General features: G+C 57.9%; 14 protein-coding genes. 11 read left to right on the top strand and 3 right to left on the bottom strand.

The features are described 5' to 3' along the window. The first annotated feature begins 416 nt into the window (after nt 1-416). The 7 genes from ACE3MN_RS00295 (at nt 417) to ACE3MN_RS00265 (ending at nt 10,907) form a co-directional block, all read left to right on the top strand. Nucleotides 417-1,541 (top strand): efflux RND transporter periplasmic adaptor subunit, encoded by a 1,125-nt coding sequence (locus tag ACE3MN_RS00295; protein WP_049131596.1) that lies wholly within the window; start codon nt 417-419, stop codon nt 1,539-1,541. Beyond that, a complete protein-coding gene (gene eefB, locus ACE3MN_RS00290; protein ID WP_102650136.1) occupies nt 1,541-4,648 on the top strand; it encodes a multidrug efflux RND transporter permease subunit EefB in 3,108 nt (1,035 codons plus the stop codon). Before ACE3MN_RS00295 ends, eefB begins: the two co-directional genes overlap by 1 nt. A 3-nt stretch (nt 4,649-4,651) precedes the next feature. Continuing rightward, complete coding sequence (locus ACE3MN_RS00285; RefSeq protein WP_024359678.1) at nt 4,652-6,016, top strand: efflux transporter outer membrane subunit; 1,365 nt, start codon at nt 4,652-4,654, stop codon at nt 6,014-6,016. A 50-nt stretch (nt 6,017-6,066) separates the two neighbouring features. Continuing rightward, complete coding sequence (locus tag ACE3MN_RS00280; protein ID WP_049090424.1) at nt 6,067-7,233, top strand: multidrug effflux MFS transporter; 1,167 nt, start codon at nt 6,067-6,069, stop codon at nt 7,231-7,233. Nucleotides 7,234-7,394: 161 nt separating this feature from the next. Then, a complete protein-coding gene (gene murQ, locus ACE3MN_RS00275; protein ID WP_004133138.1) occupies nt 7,395-8,297 on the top strand; it encodes an N-acetylmuramic acid 6-phosphate etherase in 903 nt (300 codons plus the stop codon). A 24-nt stretch (nt 8,298-8,321) separates the two neighbouring features. Further along, on the top strand, nt 8,322-9,755 hold the full coding sequence (gene murP, locus ACE3MN_RS00270) for a PTS N-acetylmuramic acid transporter subunit IIBC (protein WP_049090423.1): 1,434 nt from the start codon (nt 8,322-8,324) through the stop codon (nt 9,753-9,755). 249 nt (nt 9,756-10,004) lie between these two features. After that, on the top strand, nt 10,005-10,907 hold the full coding sequence (locus ACE3MN_RS00265) for an EamA family transporter (protein WP_004133132.1): 903 nt from the start codon (nt 10,005-10,007) through the stop codon (nt 10,905-10,907). Between the two features lie 3 nt (nt 10,908-10,910). Here the strand turns inward: ACE3MN_RS00265 and ACE3MN_RS00260 are convergent, their stop codons facing one another. Both ACE3MN_RS00260 and ACE3MN_RS00255 read right to left on the bottom strand, forming a co-directional pair. Next, on the bottom strand, nt 10,911-11,168 hold the full coding sequence (locus tag ACE3MN_RS00260) for a hypothetical protein (protein ID WP_004133131.1): 258 nt from the start codon (nt 11,166-11,168) through the stop codon (nt 10,911-10,913). Further along, nucleotides 11,168-12,133 (bottom strand): Rpn family recombination-promoting nuclease/putative transposase, encoded by a 966-nt coding sequence (locus ACE3MN_RS00255; RefSeq protein WP_101867990.1) that lies wholly within the window; start codon nt 12,131-12,133, stop codon nt 11,168-11,170. Before ACE3MN_RS00255 ends, ACE3MN_RS00260 begins: the two co-directional genes overlap by 1 nt. A gap of 209 nt (nt 12,134-12,342) precedes the next feature. On the opposite strand from ACE3MN_RS00255, the gene ACE3MN_RS00250 reads away from it, so the two are divergent. Continuing rightward, nucleotides 12,343-12,636 (top strand): YicS family protein, encoded by a 294-nt coding sequence (locus tag ACE3MN_RS00250; RefSeq protein WP_024359674.1) that lies wholly within the window; start codon nt 12,343-12,345, stop codon nt 12,634-12,636. 20 nt (nt 12,637-12,656) lie between these two features. Here ACE3MN_RS00250 and ACE3MN_RS00245 read toward each other — a convergent pair whose 3' ends face one another. After that, a complete protein-coding gene (locus tag ACE3MN_RS00245; protein WP_102650135.1) occupies nt 12,657-13,598 on the bottom strand; it encodes a LacI family DNA-binding transcriptional regulator in 942 nt (313 codons plus the stop codon). A 294-nt stretch (nt 13,599-13,892) separates the two neighbouring features. Between ACE3MN_RS00245 and ACE3MN_RS00240 the strand changes: the two genes are divergently transcribed. The 3 genes from ACE3MN_RS00240 to ACE3MN_RS00230 all read left to right on the top strand — a co-directional run bounded on the left by ACE3MN_RS00240 (nt 13,893) and on the right by ACE3MN_RS00230 (nt 15,951). Beyond that, nucleotides 13,893-14,204: a PTS sugar transporter subunit IIB gene (locus ACE3MN_RS00240; protein ID WP_004133123.1), complete on the top strand. Its 312-nt coding sequence runs from the start codon at nt 13,893-13,895 to the stop codon at nt 14,202-14,204. Between the two features lie 11 nt (nt 14,205-14,215). Continuing rightward, nucleotides 14,216-15,541 (top strand): PTS sugar transporter subunit IIC, encoded by a 1,326-nt coding sequence (locus tag ACE3MN_RS00235; protein ID WP_004133122.1) that lies wholly within the window; start codon nt 14,216-14,218, stop codon nt 15,539-15,541. 107 nt (nt 15,542-15,648) lie between these two features. After that, a complete protein-coding gene (locus ACE3MN_RS00230) occupies nt 15,649-15,951 on the top strand; it encodes a PTS lactose/cellobiose transporter subunit IIA (protein ID WP_004855598.1) in 303 nt (100 codons plus the stop codon). The last annotated feature ends 79 nt before the right edge of the window (nt 15,952-16,030 follow it).

Below are 16,030 nucleotides of genomic sequence, written 5' to 3'. Positions count from 1 at the left end.
CCAGCCTACTTTCACAAAATATCCTTTTTTTCTCCATTATTTCCTGACTAAATTCCCTGCACTAAATTTTGTGTAAAAAATCTTCCCATCATTCGGTTCAGACGTATAATGGGAAAAAATGAGAACGATCATTCTCAAAAACACAAACCATGGAGAACCCCATGAGAAATGCCCTGTAGCAGGCGTCATCCCTCGGTTCAGCGCCTGTAACCGCCGTCTGATACCGTATTCGCCGCACGGGGAAATGTCGGAAAAACCGCTTAATTAATAGCGGTATTCGCAGAGTCATTTACTGCAAACAGGAATATTTATTTCCCCTTTGGTTATTTGTGCTTGCCCGGAGATGCATCATCGCCCGGCCTATCACCCCGCCAGTGAATTTGCGGGGCGGACGTCGTTCATCCTGAGAAAATATAATGAAATATACTTTAGCCCCCATCGCAGCAGCATTATTTCTCCTTAGCGGGTGCGATAATGCGCAAAACGCTTCCCCGCAGCAGATGACGCAGGAAGTCGGCGTCGTAACCCTACAAGGCCAACCTGTCCCGGTGGTGAGCAGCCTGACCGGACGCACCACCGCCTCGCTTAGCGCAGAAGTGCGCCCGCAGGTTGGCGGGATCGTGCAAAAACGCCTGTTTACCGAGGGCGATATGGTCAAAGCCGGACAGGCGCTGTACCAAATCGACCCGTCAAGCTATCGCGCGACGTTTAACGAAGCCGCCGCCTCGCTGAAACAGGCCCAGGCGCTGGTCATCGCCGATTGCCAAAAAGCCCAGCGCTACGCGGTGCTGGTCAAAGATAACGGCGTCTCCCGTCAGGACGCCGATGACGCGATAGCGACCTGTAACCAGGATAAGGCCAGCGTCGAGTCGAAAAAAGCGGCGCTGGAAAGCGCGCGCATCAACCTGAACTGGACCACCGTGACCGCACCGATTGCCGGGCGCATCGGGATCTCTTCCGTCACGCCGGGCGCGCTGGTGTCCGCCGATCAGGATACCGCGCTGGCGACGATCCGCGGCCTGGATACGATGTACGTCGATCTCACCCGATCCAGCGTCGATCTGCTGCGCCTGCGTAAGCAAAGCCTGGCGAGCAACAGCGATACCCTTAACGTCACCCTGACTCTTGAAGATGGCAGCACCTACAGCGAAAAAGGTCGCCTGGCGCTGACCGAAGTGGCGGTAGATGAATCGACCGGTTCGGTCACGCTGCGCGCGGTCTTTCCCAATCCGCAGCACGTGCTGCTGCCCGGTATGTTCGTTCGCGCCCGCATAGACGAAGGCATCATGAACGATGCGATCCTCGCCCCGCAGCAGGGCATCACTCGCGATGCCAAAGGCGATGCCACCGCGCTGGTGGTTGACGCTAATAACAAGGTTGAACAGCGCAGCGTGGAAACTGGCGAAACCTACGGCGACAAATGGCTGATCGTCAACGGCCTGAAGAGCGGCGACAGGTTGATTGTTGAAGGAACCGGCAAAGTGGCGCCGGGCCAGCAGGTCAAAGCCGCCGAAGTCAAAAATGACGGAGGCAACGCCTGATGTTCTCCCGTTTCTTCGTGCGACGCCCGGTCTTCGCCTGGGTTATCGCCATTCTGATTATGCTCGCCGGGATTCTGGCTATCCGCACCCTGCCGGTCGCCCAGTACCCTGACGTCGCGCCGCCGGCGATAAAAATCTCCGCCACCTACACCGGGGCTTCTGCGGAAACCCTGGAAAACAGCGTGACCCAGGTTATCGAGCAGCAGCTCACCGGACTGGACAACCTGCTCTACTTTACGTCCACCAGCAGCTCCGACGGCTCGGTCAGCATTACCGTCACCTTTGAGCAGGGTACCGACCCGGATACCGCCCAGGTTCAGGTGCAGAACAAAGTGCAGCAGGCGGAGTCGCGCCTGCCGAGCGAAGTTCAGCAGTCCGGCGTGACGGTGGAGAAATCGCAGAGCAGCTTCCTGCTGATCCTCGCGGTGTATGACAAAAACAACAAAGCCACCAGCTCCGATATCTCCGACTGGCTGGTCAGCAATATGCAGGACCCAATGGCGCGTATTGAGGGCGTCGGCAGCCTGCAGGTGTTCGGCGCAGAGTACGCCATGCGCATCTGGATGGACCCGACCAAACTGGCCTCCTATTCGCTGATGCCATCCGATGTACAATCGGCGATTGAAGCGCAGAACGTGCAGGTGTCCGCCGGTAAAATCGGCGCCCTGCCCGCCACCAACGCGCAGCAGCTGACCGCCACCGTCCGTGCCCAGTCGCGGCTGCAAACCGTCGCCCAGTTCAAAGAGATTATCGTCAAGAGCAAGAGCGACGGGTCGGTGGTGCGCCTGAGCGACGTCGCCCGCGTGGAGATGGGCAGCGAAGATTACACCGCCTCCGCCAATCTCAACGGCCACCCGGCTGCGGGGATCGCGGTGATGATGGCGCCGGGCGCTAACGCCCTGAATACCGCGACGCTGGTGAAAAACAAGATTGCCGAGTTCCAGCGCCAGATGCCGCAGGGCTACGATATCGCCTACCCGAAAGACAGCACCGAGTTCATCAAAATCTCGGTGGAGGATGTGATTCAGACGCTATTCGAGGCGATTATCCTCGTGGTCTGCGTGATGTATCTGTTCCTGCAAAACTTCCGCGCCACGCTGATCCCGGCGGTGGCGGTTCCGGTCGTGCTGCTGGGCACCTTCGGCGTGCTGGCGCTGTTCGGCTACTCCATCAACACCCTGACGCTGTTCGCGATGGTGCTGGCGATAGGCTTGCTGGTGGATGACGCCATCGTGGTGGTGGAAAACGTCGAGCGTATCATGCGCGACGAGGGGCTGCCCGCCCGCGAAGCCACCGAAAAATCGATGGGCGAAATCTCCGGCGCGCTGATCGCCATTGCCCTGGTGCTCTCGGCGGTGTTCCTGCCGATGGCTTTCTTCGGTGGCTCAACCGGAGTGATTTATCGCCAGTTCTCGGTGACCATTATCTCGGCGATGATGCTCTCCGTAGTGGTCGCCTTAACCTTAACCCCGGCGCTGTGCGGCGCGCTGCTAAGCCATTCGAAACCGCATACCAAAGGCTTCTTCGGCGCCTTTAACCGCCTGTGGGGACGCACCGAGCAGGGCTATCAGCATCGTGTGGTCGGCGGCCTGCGCCGCTCGGCGATGATGATGGGCGCTTTTGTCCTGATTTGCGGCGGCATGGCGCTGGCGATGTGGAAACTGCCGGGCAGCTTCCTGCCGACGGAGGATCAGGGCGAAATCATGGTCCAGTATACGCTGCCCGCCGGGGCGACGGCGGTACGTACCGCCGAGGTTCGCCGCCAGGTCACCGACTGGTTCCTGACGAAAGAGAAAGCCAATACCGACGTGATCTTTACCGTCGACGGCTTTAGCTTTAGCGGCAGCGGACAAAACGCCGGGATGGCCTTCGTGTCGCTGAAAAACTGGTCCGAACGTAAAGGCGAAGAAAATACCGCTCAGGCCATCGCCCTGCGCGCCACCAAAGAGCTCGGCAGCATTCGCGACGCCACCCTGTTCGCCATGACCCCGCCGTCGGTTGATGGCCTGGGGCAGAGCAATGGCTTCACCTTCGAACTGATGGCCAGCGGCGGCACCGATCGCGATAGCCTGATGAAAATGCGCAGCCAGCTGCTGGCGGCGGCGAATCAAAGTACCGAGCTGCAGTCCGTACGCGCCAACGATCTGCCGCAAATGCCGCAGCTGCAGGTGGATATTGATAACAACAAAGCCGTGTCGCTCGGGCTGTCGTTAAGCGATGTCACCGATACCCTCTCCAGCGCCTGGGGCGGTACCTACGTTAACGACTTTATCGATCGCGGTCGCGTGAAGAAGGTCTATATCCAGGGCGAAAGCGACGCCCGCGCCGTGCCGTCCGACCTCGGTAAATGGTTCGTGCGCGGCAGCGACGACAGCATGACGCCGTTCTCCGCCTTCGCTACCACCCGCTGGCAATACGGCCCGGAAAGCCTGGTGCGCTACAACGGCTCCGCCGCCTTTGAAATCCAGGGCGAAAACGCCAGCGGCTTCAGCTCCGGCGCGGCAATGGACAAGATGGAAGCCCTGGCCAATGACCTGCCGGCCGGCACCACCTGGGCGTGGAGCGGCATGTCGCTGCAGGAAAAACTCGCCAGCGGCCAGGCGATGAGCCTCTACGCCATCTCGATTCTGGTGGTCTTCCTGTGCCTCGCGGCGCTGTATGAGAGCTGGTCGGTGCCGTTCTCGGTGATCATGGTGATCCCGCTTGGGCTGCTCGGCGCGGCGCTGTCGGCCTGGATGCGCGGTCTGAGCAATGACGTTTACTTCCAGGTAGCGCTATTAACCACCATCGGCCTGTCGTCGAAGAACGCCATCCTGATCGTCGAATTCGCCGAATCGGCGGTGGAAGAGGGCTATTCCCTGTCGCGTGCCGCCATGCGCGCTGCGCAGACCCGCCTACGCCCTATTGTGATGACCTCGCTGGCGTTTATTGCCGGGGTGCTGCCGCTGGCGATCGCCACCGGAGCCGGGGCCAACAGCCGCGTGGCGATCGGTACCGGGATTATCGGCGGAACCCTGACCGCGACGCTGCTGGCGGTGTTCTTCGTGCCGCTGTTCTTTGTGCTGGTGAAACGCTTCTTCACCCGCCATCGTTCTTCTCAGGAGTAAGTTATGTTTCGTTTTACCTTAGTTTTTGTTGCGCTCCTGACGGCGGGCTGCGTCTCTCTCGACCCGAACTATGAGCGTCCGGCCGCGCCGGTCCCGGCGACCCTGCCGGGCAGCCACGGCGAGGCAACCGCGGTGGTCAGCGACTGGCAGCAGGTGGTGAATGACGCCCGCCTCAAAAAAGTGGTGAGTATCGCGTTGACCAGCAACCGCGACGTGCAGAAAGCGCTGGCCGATATCGAAGCCGCGCGCGCCCAGTTTGGTGAAACCCGCGCGTCGCTGTTTCCGACCCTCGACGCCGAGCTGAGCCATACCCGCAGTAAAACGGTGGCCAGCGGCCTGTCGTCGTCAGCGGAAGCCGACGGCGCGGTCTCCAGCTTCGAACTGGATCTGTTTGGCAAGAACCAAAGCCTGACGCGCGCCGCGCGGGAAACCTGGCTTGCCAGCGAATTCACCGCCCAGAATACGCGTCTGACGATGATCGCCGATCTGACCACCGCGTGGATAACCCTCGCCGCGGATAACAGCAATCTGGCGCTGGCGCAGGAAACCATGGCCAGCGCCGAGAACTCGCGCCGCATCGTCACCCGCCAGATGGAAGTCGGCACCGCCTCGGCTGGCGACCTGAGCGATGCCGAAAGCGTGTACCAGCAGGCGCGCGCCAGCGTCGCCAGCTACCGCACGCTGGTGGCGCAGGATAAAAACGCGCTCAACCTGCTGGCCGGGGAAACCGTGCCAGATAGCCTGCTGCCCGGCACGCTGGAAAGCCTTGGCGATCGCAGTATCACCCTGGTGCCGGCGGGCGTCTCTTCATCGGTACTGCTGCGCCGCCCGGATATCCAGGAAGCGGAGCATAACCTGAAGAGCGCTAACGCCGATATCGGCGCGGCGCGGGCCAACTTCTTCCCGTCCATCTCGCTGACCGCCAGCGCCGGGGTCGGCAGCGACTCGCTCTCGTCGCTGTTCAGCCACGGCATGCAGGTATGGTCATTCGCGCCGTCCATCAGCCTGCCGCTGTTTACCGGCGGCAGCAACCTGGCGCAGCTGCGCTACGCTGAAGCGGAGAAAAAGGGGCTGATCGCCACCTATGAGAAGACGATTCAGAGCGCTTTCAAAGATGTCGCCGACGCGCTGGCGCGGCGGGAAACGCTCAGTGAACAGCTGGACGCGCAGAATAAATACGTCGCGGCGGAGCAGAAATCGCTGAATATCGCGCTGAAGAGCTATCAGGCCGGGGTCGGAGATTATCTGTCGGTGCTGACCGCCCAGCGAACGCTGTGGTCGGCGCAGGCCACGCTGATCTCCCTCCAGCAAACGGACCTGGAAAACCGCATCACCCTCTGGCAGTCGCTGGGAGGCGGCGCCAGCTAACACCTTTACCGGGCGACAGCGCCCGGTTTGATGACAAGGAGCCCGCTTGTATGCCCCGAATCTCCCTTTCCTGGGTTGTGGTTCTCGGTTTGCTCAGCGCCATTGGGCCGCTGTGTACCGACTTCTATCTGCCCGCGCTGCCGGAAATTACCCAGCAGCTTAGCGCTACCGGCACGCAGACCCAGCTCTCGCTGACCGCGGCGCTGATCGGCCTCGGCCTTGGGCAGCTGTTTTTCGGCCCGCTGAGCGACCGCATTGGTCGTAAAAAGCCGCTGGCGCTCTCCCTGCTGCTGTTTATTTTCTCCTCAGCGATGTGCGCGATAACCTACGATATCCATATGCTGATCGCCTGGCGCTTTCTGCAGGGCTTCGCCGGCGCGGGCGGCTCGGTGCTGTCGCGATCCATCGCCCGCGACCGCTATCAGGGCACCCTGCTGACCCAGTTTTTCGCCCTGCTGATGACCGTAAACGGCATCGCGCCGGTGCTTTCGCCGGTACTTGGCGGCTGGATCATCACCGCCTTCGACTGGCGTATTCTGTTCTGGGCGATGGCGGCGATTGGCGTGGTGTTACTGCTGCTCAGCCTGACGGTGCTGCACGAAACGCTGCCGGAAAAAAGCGCCGCATCGGTTGCGCAGCGGCAGGATGAGACGCCGGTGCTGAAAAATCACCGCTTTATGCGCTACTGCCTGATTCAGGCCTTTATGATGGCCGGGCTGTTCTCCTATATCGGCTCATCTTCGTTTGTTATTCAGAGCGAATATGCCATGAGCGCGATGCAGTTCAGCCTGCTGTTCGGCCTGAACGGTATTGGGCTGATTATCGCGGCGCTGATCTTTTCCCGCCTGGCGCGCCGCTTCAGCGCCGAATCTCTGCTGCGCGGCGGTCAATTGCTGGCGGTGGCGTTTGCCGCCATCACCCTGCTCTTCGCCTGGCTACCGCAGCCGACGCTGGCGCTGGTCGGCCTGTTTTTTACCGTTTCCATGATGAGCGGCATCAGTACCGTTGCCGGCTCGGAAGCGATGAACGCCATTCACGCCCGCCAGTCCGGCACCGCTTCCGCCCTGATGGGCACGCTGATGTTTGTGTTCGGCGGGATTGCCGCGCCGCTGGCCGGACTCGGCGGCGAAACGATGCTCAAAATGAGCCTGGCGATGACCCTTTGCTATCTGGCCGCGCTGCTGATTGGCCTGAAAAAACCACGTTCCGTCGCATAACCTCCCCTGGCGGTAATAAAATATTCCAATTTTATTACCGCCATATTTCCCGCCAACGCTGAAATCTCCTATTATCTCTTCAACACTAATCGTGATAGTCTTCACATGAAAGGAATAATTAATTCCTTATACTGCCCGCCACTGTGAATAAAGAGGTTCTTATGAGTATCGACCTGAGCAAACTGCTGACCGAGCGCCGCAACGCCAATAGCGCCAACATTGATACCCTCTCCACCGAAGAGATGCTGACGGTGATTAACCAGGAAGACCAGCAGGTGGCTCACGCCATCACCCCCTATCTGGCGCAAATTGCCCAGGTCGTGGATAAGGTCGCAGCGGCGCTGCAGGCGGGCGGGCGACTGATTTATATCGGCGCGGGGACCTCCGGTCGTCTGGGGATCCTTGACGCCAGCGAGTGTCCGCCGACCTTCGGCACTCGCCCCGAACAGGTGGTGGGCATCATCGCGGGCGGCCATAAAGCAATTCTGAGCGCCGTAGAGAACGTTGAAGACAACAAAGCGCAAGGGGCGATGGATCTGCAGAATATTAATTTTAGCAGCCGCGATGTGCTGGTCGGGCTCGCGGCCAGCGGACGCACGCCGTACGTCATCGGCGCCATGGAGTATGCCTACAGCCAGAACGCTTTCGTCGCCATCGTCAGCTGCAACCCGCACGGGGAAATGGCCCAGCTGGCGGACGTCGCCATTACGCCGGTGGTCGGCCCGGAAGTCGTTACCGGCTCAACGCGGCTCAAGGCAGGCACCGCGCAGAAGCTGGTGCTGAATATGATCTCCACCGGGGCGATGATCCGCATTGGCAAGGTCTACAGCAACCTGATGGTGGATGTGGAAGCGACCAACGCCAAGCTTATCGAGCGCCAGGTGTCCATCGTCATGGAAGCGACCGAATGCGATCGCGCAACCGCCCAGAGCGCGCTGGAGGCCTGCGGTCGCCACTGCAAAACGGCGATTGTGATGGTGCTGGCTGATTTAAGCGCCCCGGATGCCCAGGCGCTGTTGGCAAAAAATAACGGCTATATCCGCAAGGCGCTGAGCCACTCCTGACCGCTGACCAACAGGTAATCTGCAATGGCAAAAATAAATAAAGAGATGATAGCGCGGATCCTTCAACACGTTGGCGGCGCCGGTAACGTCGCGCAGGCGGGCAACTGTATGACCCGGCTGCGCCTGACTCTGCGCGATGAATCACGGGCCGATAGCGCCGCCATCCGTCAGATTGAGGGCGTGATGGGGGTTATCGTCAGCGATGAGCAGTTCCAGGTCGTGCTTGGCCCCGGCAAGGCGCAAACCGCGGCGGAAATGATGAATGCGTTACTGGAAGACGCTCCGGCGGAGACGCCGTCGCTGGCCGATGTCGCCGCCGAGAAGAAGCAGGCGCTGAAGAGCAAGCAAACCAGCGGCATCCAAAAATTCCTCGCTAAATTCGCCACCATTTTCACCCCGCTGATCCCCGGTTTTATCGCCGTCGGCCTGCTGTTAGGATTCGCGACCCTGGCGGAGCAGATATTTGTCCTCGAAAACGCGCATCCGAACGCGACGATGGTGGCGCTGATCGGCTACATGAAGGTATTCAGCAAGGGGATGTTTACCTTCCTGAGCATCCTGATCGGCTATAACGCCCAGAAAGCCTTCGGCGGCTCCGGGGTCAACGGGGCCATCATCGCTGCGCTGTTTGTCCTCGGCTACAACCCGGAGGCCACCAGCGGCTTCTATTCCGGGATTTCGACCTTCTTCGGCCACGGTATCGACCCACGCGGCAATATTATCGGCGTGCTTATCGCCTCGATTATCGGCGCGTGGGTGGAAAGACAGGTGCGCCGCATCATGCCTGCCAACCTCGATATGATCCTCACCTCGGCGGTGACGCTGCTGATCATGGGCGCAATCACTTTTACCGTCATTATGCCGATCGGCGGCTGGCTGTTTACCGGAATGTCATGGCTATTCCTGCACCTTAACGGCAACCCGTTCGGCTCTGCGGTGCTGGCTGGCCTGTTCCTGCTGGCGGTGATGTTCGGCGTCCATCAGGGCTTCGTGCCGGTCTATTTCGCGCTGGTGGATGCGCAGGGGTTTAACTCGCTGTTCCCGATTCTGGCGATGGCCGGGGCCGGACAGGTCGGCGCGGCGCTGGCGCTTTTCTGGCGGGCGAAGCACGGCTCTCTGCTGCGTACGCAAATTAAAGGGGCGATTATTCCCGGCTTCCTCGGCATCGGCGAACCGCTGATTTATGGCGTGACGCTGCCGCGCATGAAGCCGTTTATCACCGCCTGCCTCGGCGGCGCCTGCGGCGGTTTCTTCCTCGGGCTTGTCGCCTGGATGGGGCTACCGGTCGGCCTGAATACGGTATTTGGCCCGTCCGGGCTAGTGGCGCTGCCGCTGATGACCTCCAACAGCGGGATCTACGCCGGAATGGCGGTGTATGCCGCCGGGCTGGCGGTCTCTTATCTGTGCGGCTTCGCCCTGACCTGGCTGTTCGGCAGTAAAAACGTTGATTTGAGCTAGAGCGCGCATCTGACGCACGGCGGTGAACGTGAGTTTATCCGCCGCATGGCGGGAGGTACTGACGCCCCATGCTGAATATTTTTTGCGCGTGGCGTTGCGTTTCTGTCGGCCCGGTCAGGCGCCAACCGCCACCGGGCAACGTCGGCCAGGGTACATCTGATAAAGGATCCGGCTACCATTTCCTGCCCCGCTTCCCGCGCGTGCTCATGCTATGATGCTGCTTTCGCACTATTTTCACCTGAGGGAAAGATGGGCTCCAGCAAAAAAGGGATGCTGAACGTACTGATCGCCGCTGTGCTGTGGGGCAGTTCCGGCGTCTGCGCGCAATATATTATGCAGCAAAGCCAGATGTCATCGCCGTTTCTGACCATGACGCGCCTGTTGTTCGCCGGCCTGATCCTTCTGATGCTCTCGTTCTTTCACGGCGATAAGATTTTCCGCGTCCTGCTAAACCGCAAAGACGCCGTCAGTCTGCTGATCTTTTCGCTGTTCGGCGCGCTCACCGTGCAATACACCTTCCTGATGACTATCGAGCAATCCAACGCCGCCACCGCGACGGTGCTGCAGTTCCTGTCGCCGACGATTATCGTCGCCTGGTTTGCCATCGCCCGCAAAACGCGCCCCAGCCCGCTGGTGCTCGCGGCCATCGCCACCTCTCTGGCGGGCACTTTCCTGCTGGTCACCCACGGTAACCCGACGACGCTGTCGATTTCCCCCACGGCGCTGTTCTGGGGGATTGCTTCGGCGTTTGCCGCTGCTTTTTATACGACTTACCCTTCGACGCTGATTGCCCGCTACGGCACGCTGCCGATTGTCGGCTGGAGCATGCTGCTCGGCGGCGCGATGCTGCTGCCGTTCTACGCCGGACAGGGCAACCATTTTGTGGTGACCGGCGGCCTGCTGCTGGCCTTTTTCTACCTGGTGGTAATCGGCACCTCGCTGACCTTTAGCCTCTACCTGAACGGCGCGCAGAAGATTGGCGGCGCGAAGGCGGGGATCCTCAGCTGCGCGGAGCCGTTGAGTAGCGCTCTGCTCTCTCTGCTGCTGCTCGGCATCACCTTTACCCTCCCGGACTGGCTGGGCACGCTGCTGATCCTCTCGTCGGTGGTGCTGATCGCCCTGGATTCGCGGCGGCGGGTTAAAACGGCCTGACGATTATCGGGCAGGAGATGCTGCGACCTGCGTTTGCAGCATCTTCAGGTCGTCATCCGACAGCTCACAAACCACCTGCACCAGCTCGCGCTCAAATCCCTGTTCCAGACATGAACGAGCAATACGCAACGCCTCTTCTCGTTTCCCTTCCTGAAATCCTTCATAAAACCCCAGGTAAAATTCCAACAGGTATTCCAGTAAATACTCTTGTTGTAACTCCTGTGGTATCTCTTCCAGCGGTAGCCTCTCTACAATCGTCATTAATTTTCCCCCATCTTGAGGGATGCATCCTGGAATGCATTCAGATCGTCATCCGAGAGCCCAATAGTCATCCGTACCAGCTCGCGCTCAAACCCCTGCTCCAGAAGTGAACGGGCAATACGCAACGCTTCTTCTTCTCTACCCTCTTGTTTACCTTCTAACTTGCCCTCTAACTTGCCCTCCAACTTGCCTTCTTGTCTCCCTTCCTGCCGTAGCCTTTCCGCAATCGTCATGAGTACCTCCTTATGTTGAGGAACGCGCCGCTCGACCTCGTGAAGAAATTCACCAAAATGAGGCGCATCGCCGCACTGCAGCATGTAATTAAACAGCGCTTTCAACTGGCTGTCATTAGCGCAACCTTTAACCAACAGCTCGGCTAATCGCTCCACCAGGCCAAGTAAATCGCGCTGGCGAATATGCTTTTGAATCAGCTCCAGCAACGCCACGCGCCGGTGCTGCATAATGTCGTCATCCGGCACCACCGTAATATCCACCAGCGGGAAAGCGGCGGCATAGATCCGCCGCGCGGCCTCCGTATCGGCAAACTCATCCAGCCAGCACAGCGAGAAAGGATAGGGGCTTTTCGCGCCGTGATAGAACAGCATCGGCACCACCAGCGGCAGCGTTTTGTGCCCGGCGTCCAGATGACGCTGCATCGCCGCCAGCGCGTAGCGCATCAGCCTGAATGCCATGTGCGCATCCGGCGTGCTCTGATGTTCAATCACCACGTAGATATAGCCGTCACCGTCGCTGGTTTTCAGCGACCACAGTACGTCGGAGTAGCTGGCGCGCAAATCGGCCTCAATGAAGCTGCCGGACTCCAGCTTAAGCGTTTGCAGGTCGCACAGCTGGCGCAGCGAAGCGGGAAGATGAATCTCGATAAAATCCCTTGCGCACTCGGGATGCGATAAAAACTGTTTAAAAACCGCATCGTGCGGCGTCGAGGTCGTTCCTTTTTTCGTCATGGTCCGCCATCCCTGAAACGCGATAGCTGGAATATATCCATCACCGCGACGCCGGGCATCTGCGCATCAACGGCTTTGCTTGCCGCTACGGAAGATAAATTTCAGCGACTGAAACAGATACATTCCTGCGGAAAGCAACACGCAAAATGTTGATTCAGGAATGCGTCTATAGTTAGAGGAACGCTTTAATAAAAATAAGGATATCCGTGATGAAGAGAATGAAAATTGCGCTTTCGCTGGCCGTCTGTCTGGTGCTCCCCAGCGTGGCGACAGCCGCACCGCTCTCCGGGCTGAAGTTTGAACAGCAAAAGCAGCAGATAGTGAAGGATGTGAGGAAAAACTGCCCTAAAAGCAGCGCGCTGGACGATACGCAGTTTGCTAACCGCGTACTGGAATCAGCGGAAAATAAGACTGCCGTACAAAGCGCGACGCGGGCGCTGGATAAAAACAACAGCGCCGCTTACCAGAAGGCCATTAGCGCCATAGCTTGCCCCATGCCCTAGCGCCGGTTGCAGGGTCGCCATCAACGGTTCGGAATGATCAAATCCCCGCGCAGCGGGCTGCTGCCGAGTATTTGCGTCTTCTCGGTCAGCCAGTTGACGATCTGGCTGGCCATCGCGTCCATTGAATATTCTATCGCCGGAATGGTCGGAATACCGGGCAGCTGTAACGAGCCCGCAAGGCTGAACACCATAACTTTTTCCGGCACCGCGCGATTAAACGCCTGAAGCTGCGGCACCACCAGCTGCGCCTGCTGCTCGTTGGCCACCAATAACGCATTAAAATTCAGGGTGGTTGTGTTGTTTACCAGCTCCTGCACCGCCACGGACGGCGAATGGCTGTCGAGAAAAACCAGGTTGCGATTGAACGGCAGAAAATTCTTTTCCAGCGCGTGCTTATAGCCCAGCAAAACCTGGTCAGCAAAGCCGCTGGCCTGGGGATGGATCAGCGCAATCTGGCGCCGCCCCTGGCTTATCAGATAGTTGCAGGCCGTTTCCGCCGCGAAGGCATGGTCAAACTGAATGCTATTCGTTCCGTCGTTTTCCAGGCAGTCAATCAGTACTACGTCGGGCCGGTCGATATTGAGCGGAAACCGTGCGCCGATGATTAATACATTATCGCAAAGGCCGCAAGTCAACTCATCCAGCGAATGCAGCACTCTGCTGCGGCTGTTGGCAAAACGCAGCAGCAGATGCTTCTGGTGCTGGCTAAGCTGTTTCTCCAGCGCGTAGAGATAGCTGGTGGTTTGATTAATGTTGTCCTGGGCGCAAATGACGCCGATGCAGCCGGTAGTCTGACTCAGCAAAGATTGCGCTATCATATTCGGCCGGTAGTTAAGCTCTTCCGCCGCCTGCAGTACCGCCTGTCGGCTGGCTTCCTTTACGCCGCGCGAACCGCTCAACACCCGAGAGACTGTGGCTTTCGACACCCCAGCTAACCGTGATACATCGTTGATTGTAGACATTATTTTCCCCTGACAGGGTCAATCCGATCCCTGTAAATCCTTAAACCTGAATCGCTTCAATAATAACCAGCGGCAGTATATCCGTTTCCCTTTTTATTTGGAAACCGATTTTCCATTTCATGGAAAATCGCAGCAAAAACCAGGAAAATTTGTGAGCCAAATCTAATTAACAGCCCCTTTGACTGACAGATCTTGATGGTTATCACAGTTCTGTTTTTTATAAATGGAAACCGGTTTCCGTCTGATATCAAATCATCCACGCAATAACTTTTTACATTTTGAGGACGAACGTCGATGTACAAGATTATGCTGTGCTGCTCTGCCGGAATGTCCACCAGCCTGCTGGTCAGAAAGATGGTTGATGCCGCGAAGGAACGTAATCTGCCGGTGCAGATTGACGCCTATGGAGTTTCCGAATTTGACATGCAGTTTCCGCAATACCAGGTGGTGCTTCTTGGGCCACAGGTGAAATACATGCTGAAAAACTTATCTGAGAAAGCCGCTCCCCTGAATATTCCGGTCCAGCCGATTAACACCATGGATTACGGAATGCAGCGGGGAGATAACGTCCTGGATTATGCCCTGTCGCTGATTGCAGCGCATTAAGAGGTGTGCAAATGAGTTCTCTGTATCAGTCCATGATTGCCGTGATCGAGCAATCAATTACCCCGCTGGCAGGACGCCTTGGGCAGCAGAAATACGTTATCGCGATTCGCGATGGCTTCACTGCCGCATTGCCGTTTATGATCATCGGCTCATTCATGCTGGTATTTATCTTTCCCCCTTTCTCCCCGGATACCACGAATGGTTTCGCCCGCGGCTGGCTGGATTTCTCCCAGCAGTACCGTGAACAGCTGATGCTGCCGTTTAACCTCAGCATGGGCGTAATGACGTTTTTTATTTCGGTGGGAATCGGCGCCAGCCTGGGACGTCAGTTCCAACTCGACCCGGTGATGTCCGGTCTGCTGGCGTTCATGGCCTTCTTACTGGTTGCCGCGCCGTACGCCGATGGCAAAATCTCCACCCAGTACCTCTCCGGTCAGGGCATTTTTACCGCCTTGATCACCGCCATCTACTCCACCCGCGTTTACGCCTGGTTAAAGCAGAACAATATTACGATTCGCCTGCCAAAAGAGGTGCCGACCGGCGTTGCCCGCTCGTTTGAAATTCTTATCCCGGTACTGGTGGTGATCGCGACCCTGCATCCGCTGAATCTGTTTATCGAAGCGCAGACCGGTATGATCCTGCCGCAGGCGATTATGCACCTGCTGGAGCCCCTGGTTTCCGCCTCTGACTCCCTGCCGGCGATTCTGCTTTCCGTCCTGATGTGCCAGATTTTCTGGTTCGCCGGGATCCACGGTTCGCTGATCGTGACCGGCATTATGAACCCCTTCTGGATGGCCAACCTGTCGGCAAACCAGGCCGCGCTGGCGGCCGGTGCGGCACTGCCGCATGTCTATCTGCAAGGTTTCTGGGATCACTATCTGCTGATAGGCGGCGTCGGTTCCACGCTTCCGCTGGCGTTCCTGCTGCTGCGTAGCCGCGTAACCCATCTGCGTACCATCGGTAAAATGGGCATTGTGCCAAGCTTCTTTAATATCAACGAACCGATCCTGTTCGGCGCGCCGATTATCATGAACCCGATGATGTTTATCCCGTTCGTCTTTGTCCCGATGATCAACGCCGTTCTGGCTTATGGCGCGACGCGTCTCGGCTGGCTCAGCCAGGTGGTTTCGCTGACGCCGTGGACAACGCCGGCGCCTATCGGCGCATCGTGGGCCGCAAACTGGACGTTAAGCCCGGTGGTCATGTGCCTGATTTGTATGGTGATGTCGGCGCTAATCTATCTGCCATTCCTGCGCGCCTATGAACGTTCCTTAATGAAAACTGAAGTTGAAAAAGCAAAAGCCGCGGTTCCGGTTGCCGAAACGGTCAGCCAATAATGAAGCAATATATTTAATATTATCTTTTAGATGACGGCATAAATAATGCGGAAAAGGGATTTTGCTGCATTATTTAAATAATAAAGTTAATGACCTCAGGATCTATCATGATTGAATTAGAAGATGCGGTAATGGAAATTATCGTTAACGCGGGACAGTCACGCTCATTGTGTTTTGAAGCACTCCATTGCGCCCGTAACGGTAATATAGATGAAGCGCGCTTACTACTGAATGAAGCCGATGGTTACGCCCGTCGGGCGCATCAGATGCAGACCCGGCTTATCGAGCAGGATGCCGGCGAAGCGCGCCAGCCGATGACGTTAATTATGGTCCATGCTCAGGATCACTTAATGAACTCACTGCTCGCCCGTGAATTTTCGGAAGAGTTAATTCATTTATACCAGCGTTAATTTATATCAATATTTAACAACTGTATCCGGAATAAATACACCAGCTTATCCTGGCGGGATGGCTATTATCTGAATATAT

This window comes from Klebsiella grimontii (assembly GCF_042137965.1).
Lineage (GTDB): Bacteria > Pseudomonadota > Gammaproteobacteria > Enterobacterales > Enterobacteriaceae > Klebsiella > Klebsiella grimontii.
This window is presented reverse-complemented; position numbering and strand designations above follow the sequence as displayed.

What these genes read in the sequence shown, in the direction of transcription:
- ACE3MN_RS00295 (WP_049131596.1), top strand. Translation starts at nt 417, where the DNA reads ATGAAATATACTTTAGCCCCCATCGCAGCAGCATTATTTCTCCTTAGC.
- eefB (WP_102650136.1), top strand. Translation starts at nt 1,541, where the DNA reads ATGTTCTCCCGTTTCTTCGTGCGACGCCCGGTCTTCGCCTGGGTTATC.
- ACE3MN_RS00285 (WP_024359678.1), top strand. Translation starts at nt 4,652, where the DNA reads ATGTTTCGTTTTACCTTAGTTTTTGTTGCGCTCCTGACGGCGGGCTGC.
- ACE3MN_RS00280 (WP_049090424.1), top strand. Translation starts at nt 6,067, where the DNA reads ATGCCCCGAATCTCCCTTTCCTGGGTTGTGGTTCTCGGTTTGCTCAGC.
- murQ (WP_004133138.1), top strand. Translation starts at nt 7,395, where the DNA reads ATGAGTATCGACCTGAGCAAACTGCTGACCGAGCGCCGCAACGCCAAT.
- murP (WP_049090423.1), top strand. Translation starts at nt 8,322, where the DNA reads ATGGCAAAAATAAATAAAGAGATGATAGCGCGGATCCTTCAACACGTT.
- ACE3MN_RS00265 (WP_004133132.1), top strand. Translation starts at nt 10,005, where the DNA reads ATGGGCTCCAGCAAAAAAGGGATGCTGAACGTACTGATCGCCGCTGTG.
- ACE3MN_RS00260 (WP_004133131.1), bottom strand. Translation starts at nt 11,168, where the DNA reads ATGACGATTGTAGAGAGGCTACCGCTGGAAGAGATACCACAGGAGTTA.
- ACE3MN_RS00255 (WP_101867990.1), bottom strand. Translation starts at nt 12,133, where the DNA reads ATGACGAAAAAAGGAACGACCTCGACGCCGCACGATGCGGTTTTTAAA.
- ACE3MN_RS00250 (WP_024359674.1), top strand. Translation starts at nt 12,343, where the DNA reads ATGAAGAGAATGAAAATTGCGCTTTCGCTGGCCGTCTGTCTGGTGCTC.
- ACE3MN_RS00245 (WP_102650135.1), bottom strand. Translation starts at nt 13,598, where the DNA reads ATGTCTACAATCAACGATGTATCACGGTTAGCTGGGGTGTCGAAAGCC.
- ACE3MN_RS00240 (WP_004133123.1), top strand. Translation starts at nt 13,893, where the DNA reads ATGTACAAGATTATGCTGTGCTGCTCTGCCGGAATGTCCACCAGCCTG.
- ACE3MN_RS00235 (WP_004133122.1), top strand. Translation starts at nt 14,216, where the DNA reads ATGAGTTCTCTGTATCAGTCCATGATTGCCGTGATCGAGCAATCAATT.
- ACE3MN_RS00230 (WP_004855598.1), top strand. Translation starts at nt 15,649, where the DNA reads ATGATTGAATTAGAAGATGCGGTAATGGAAATTATCGTTAACGCGGGA.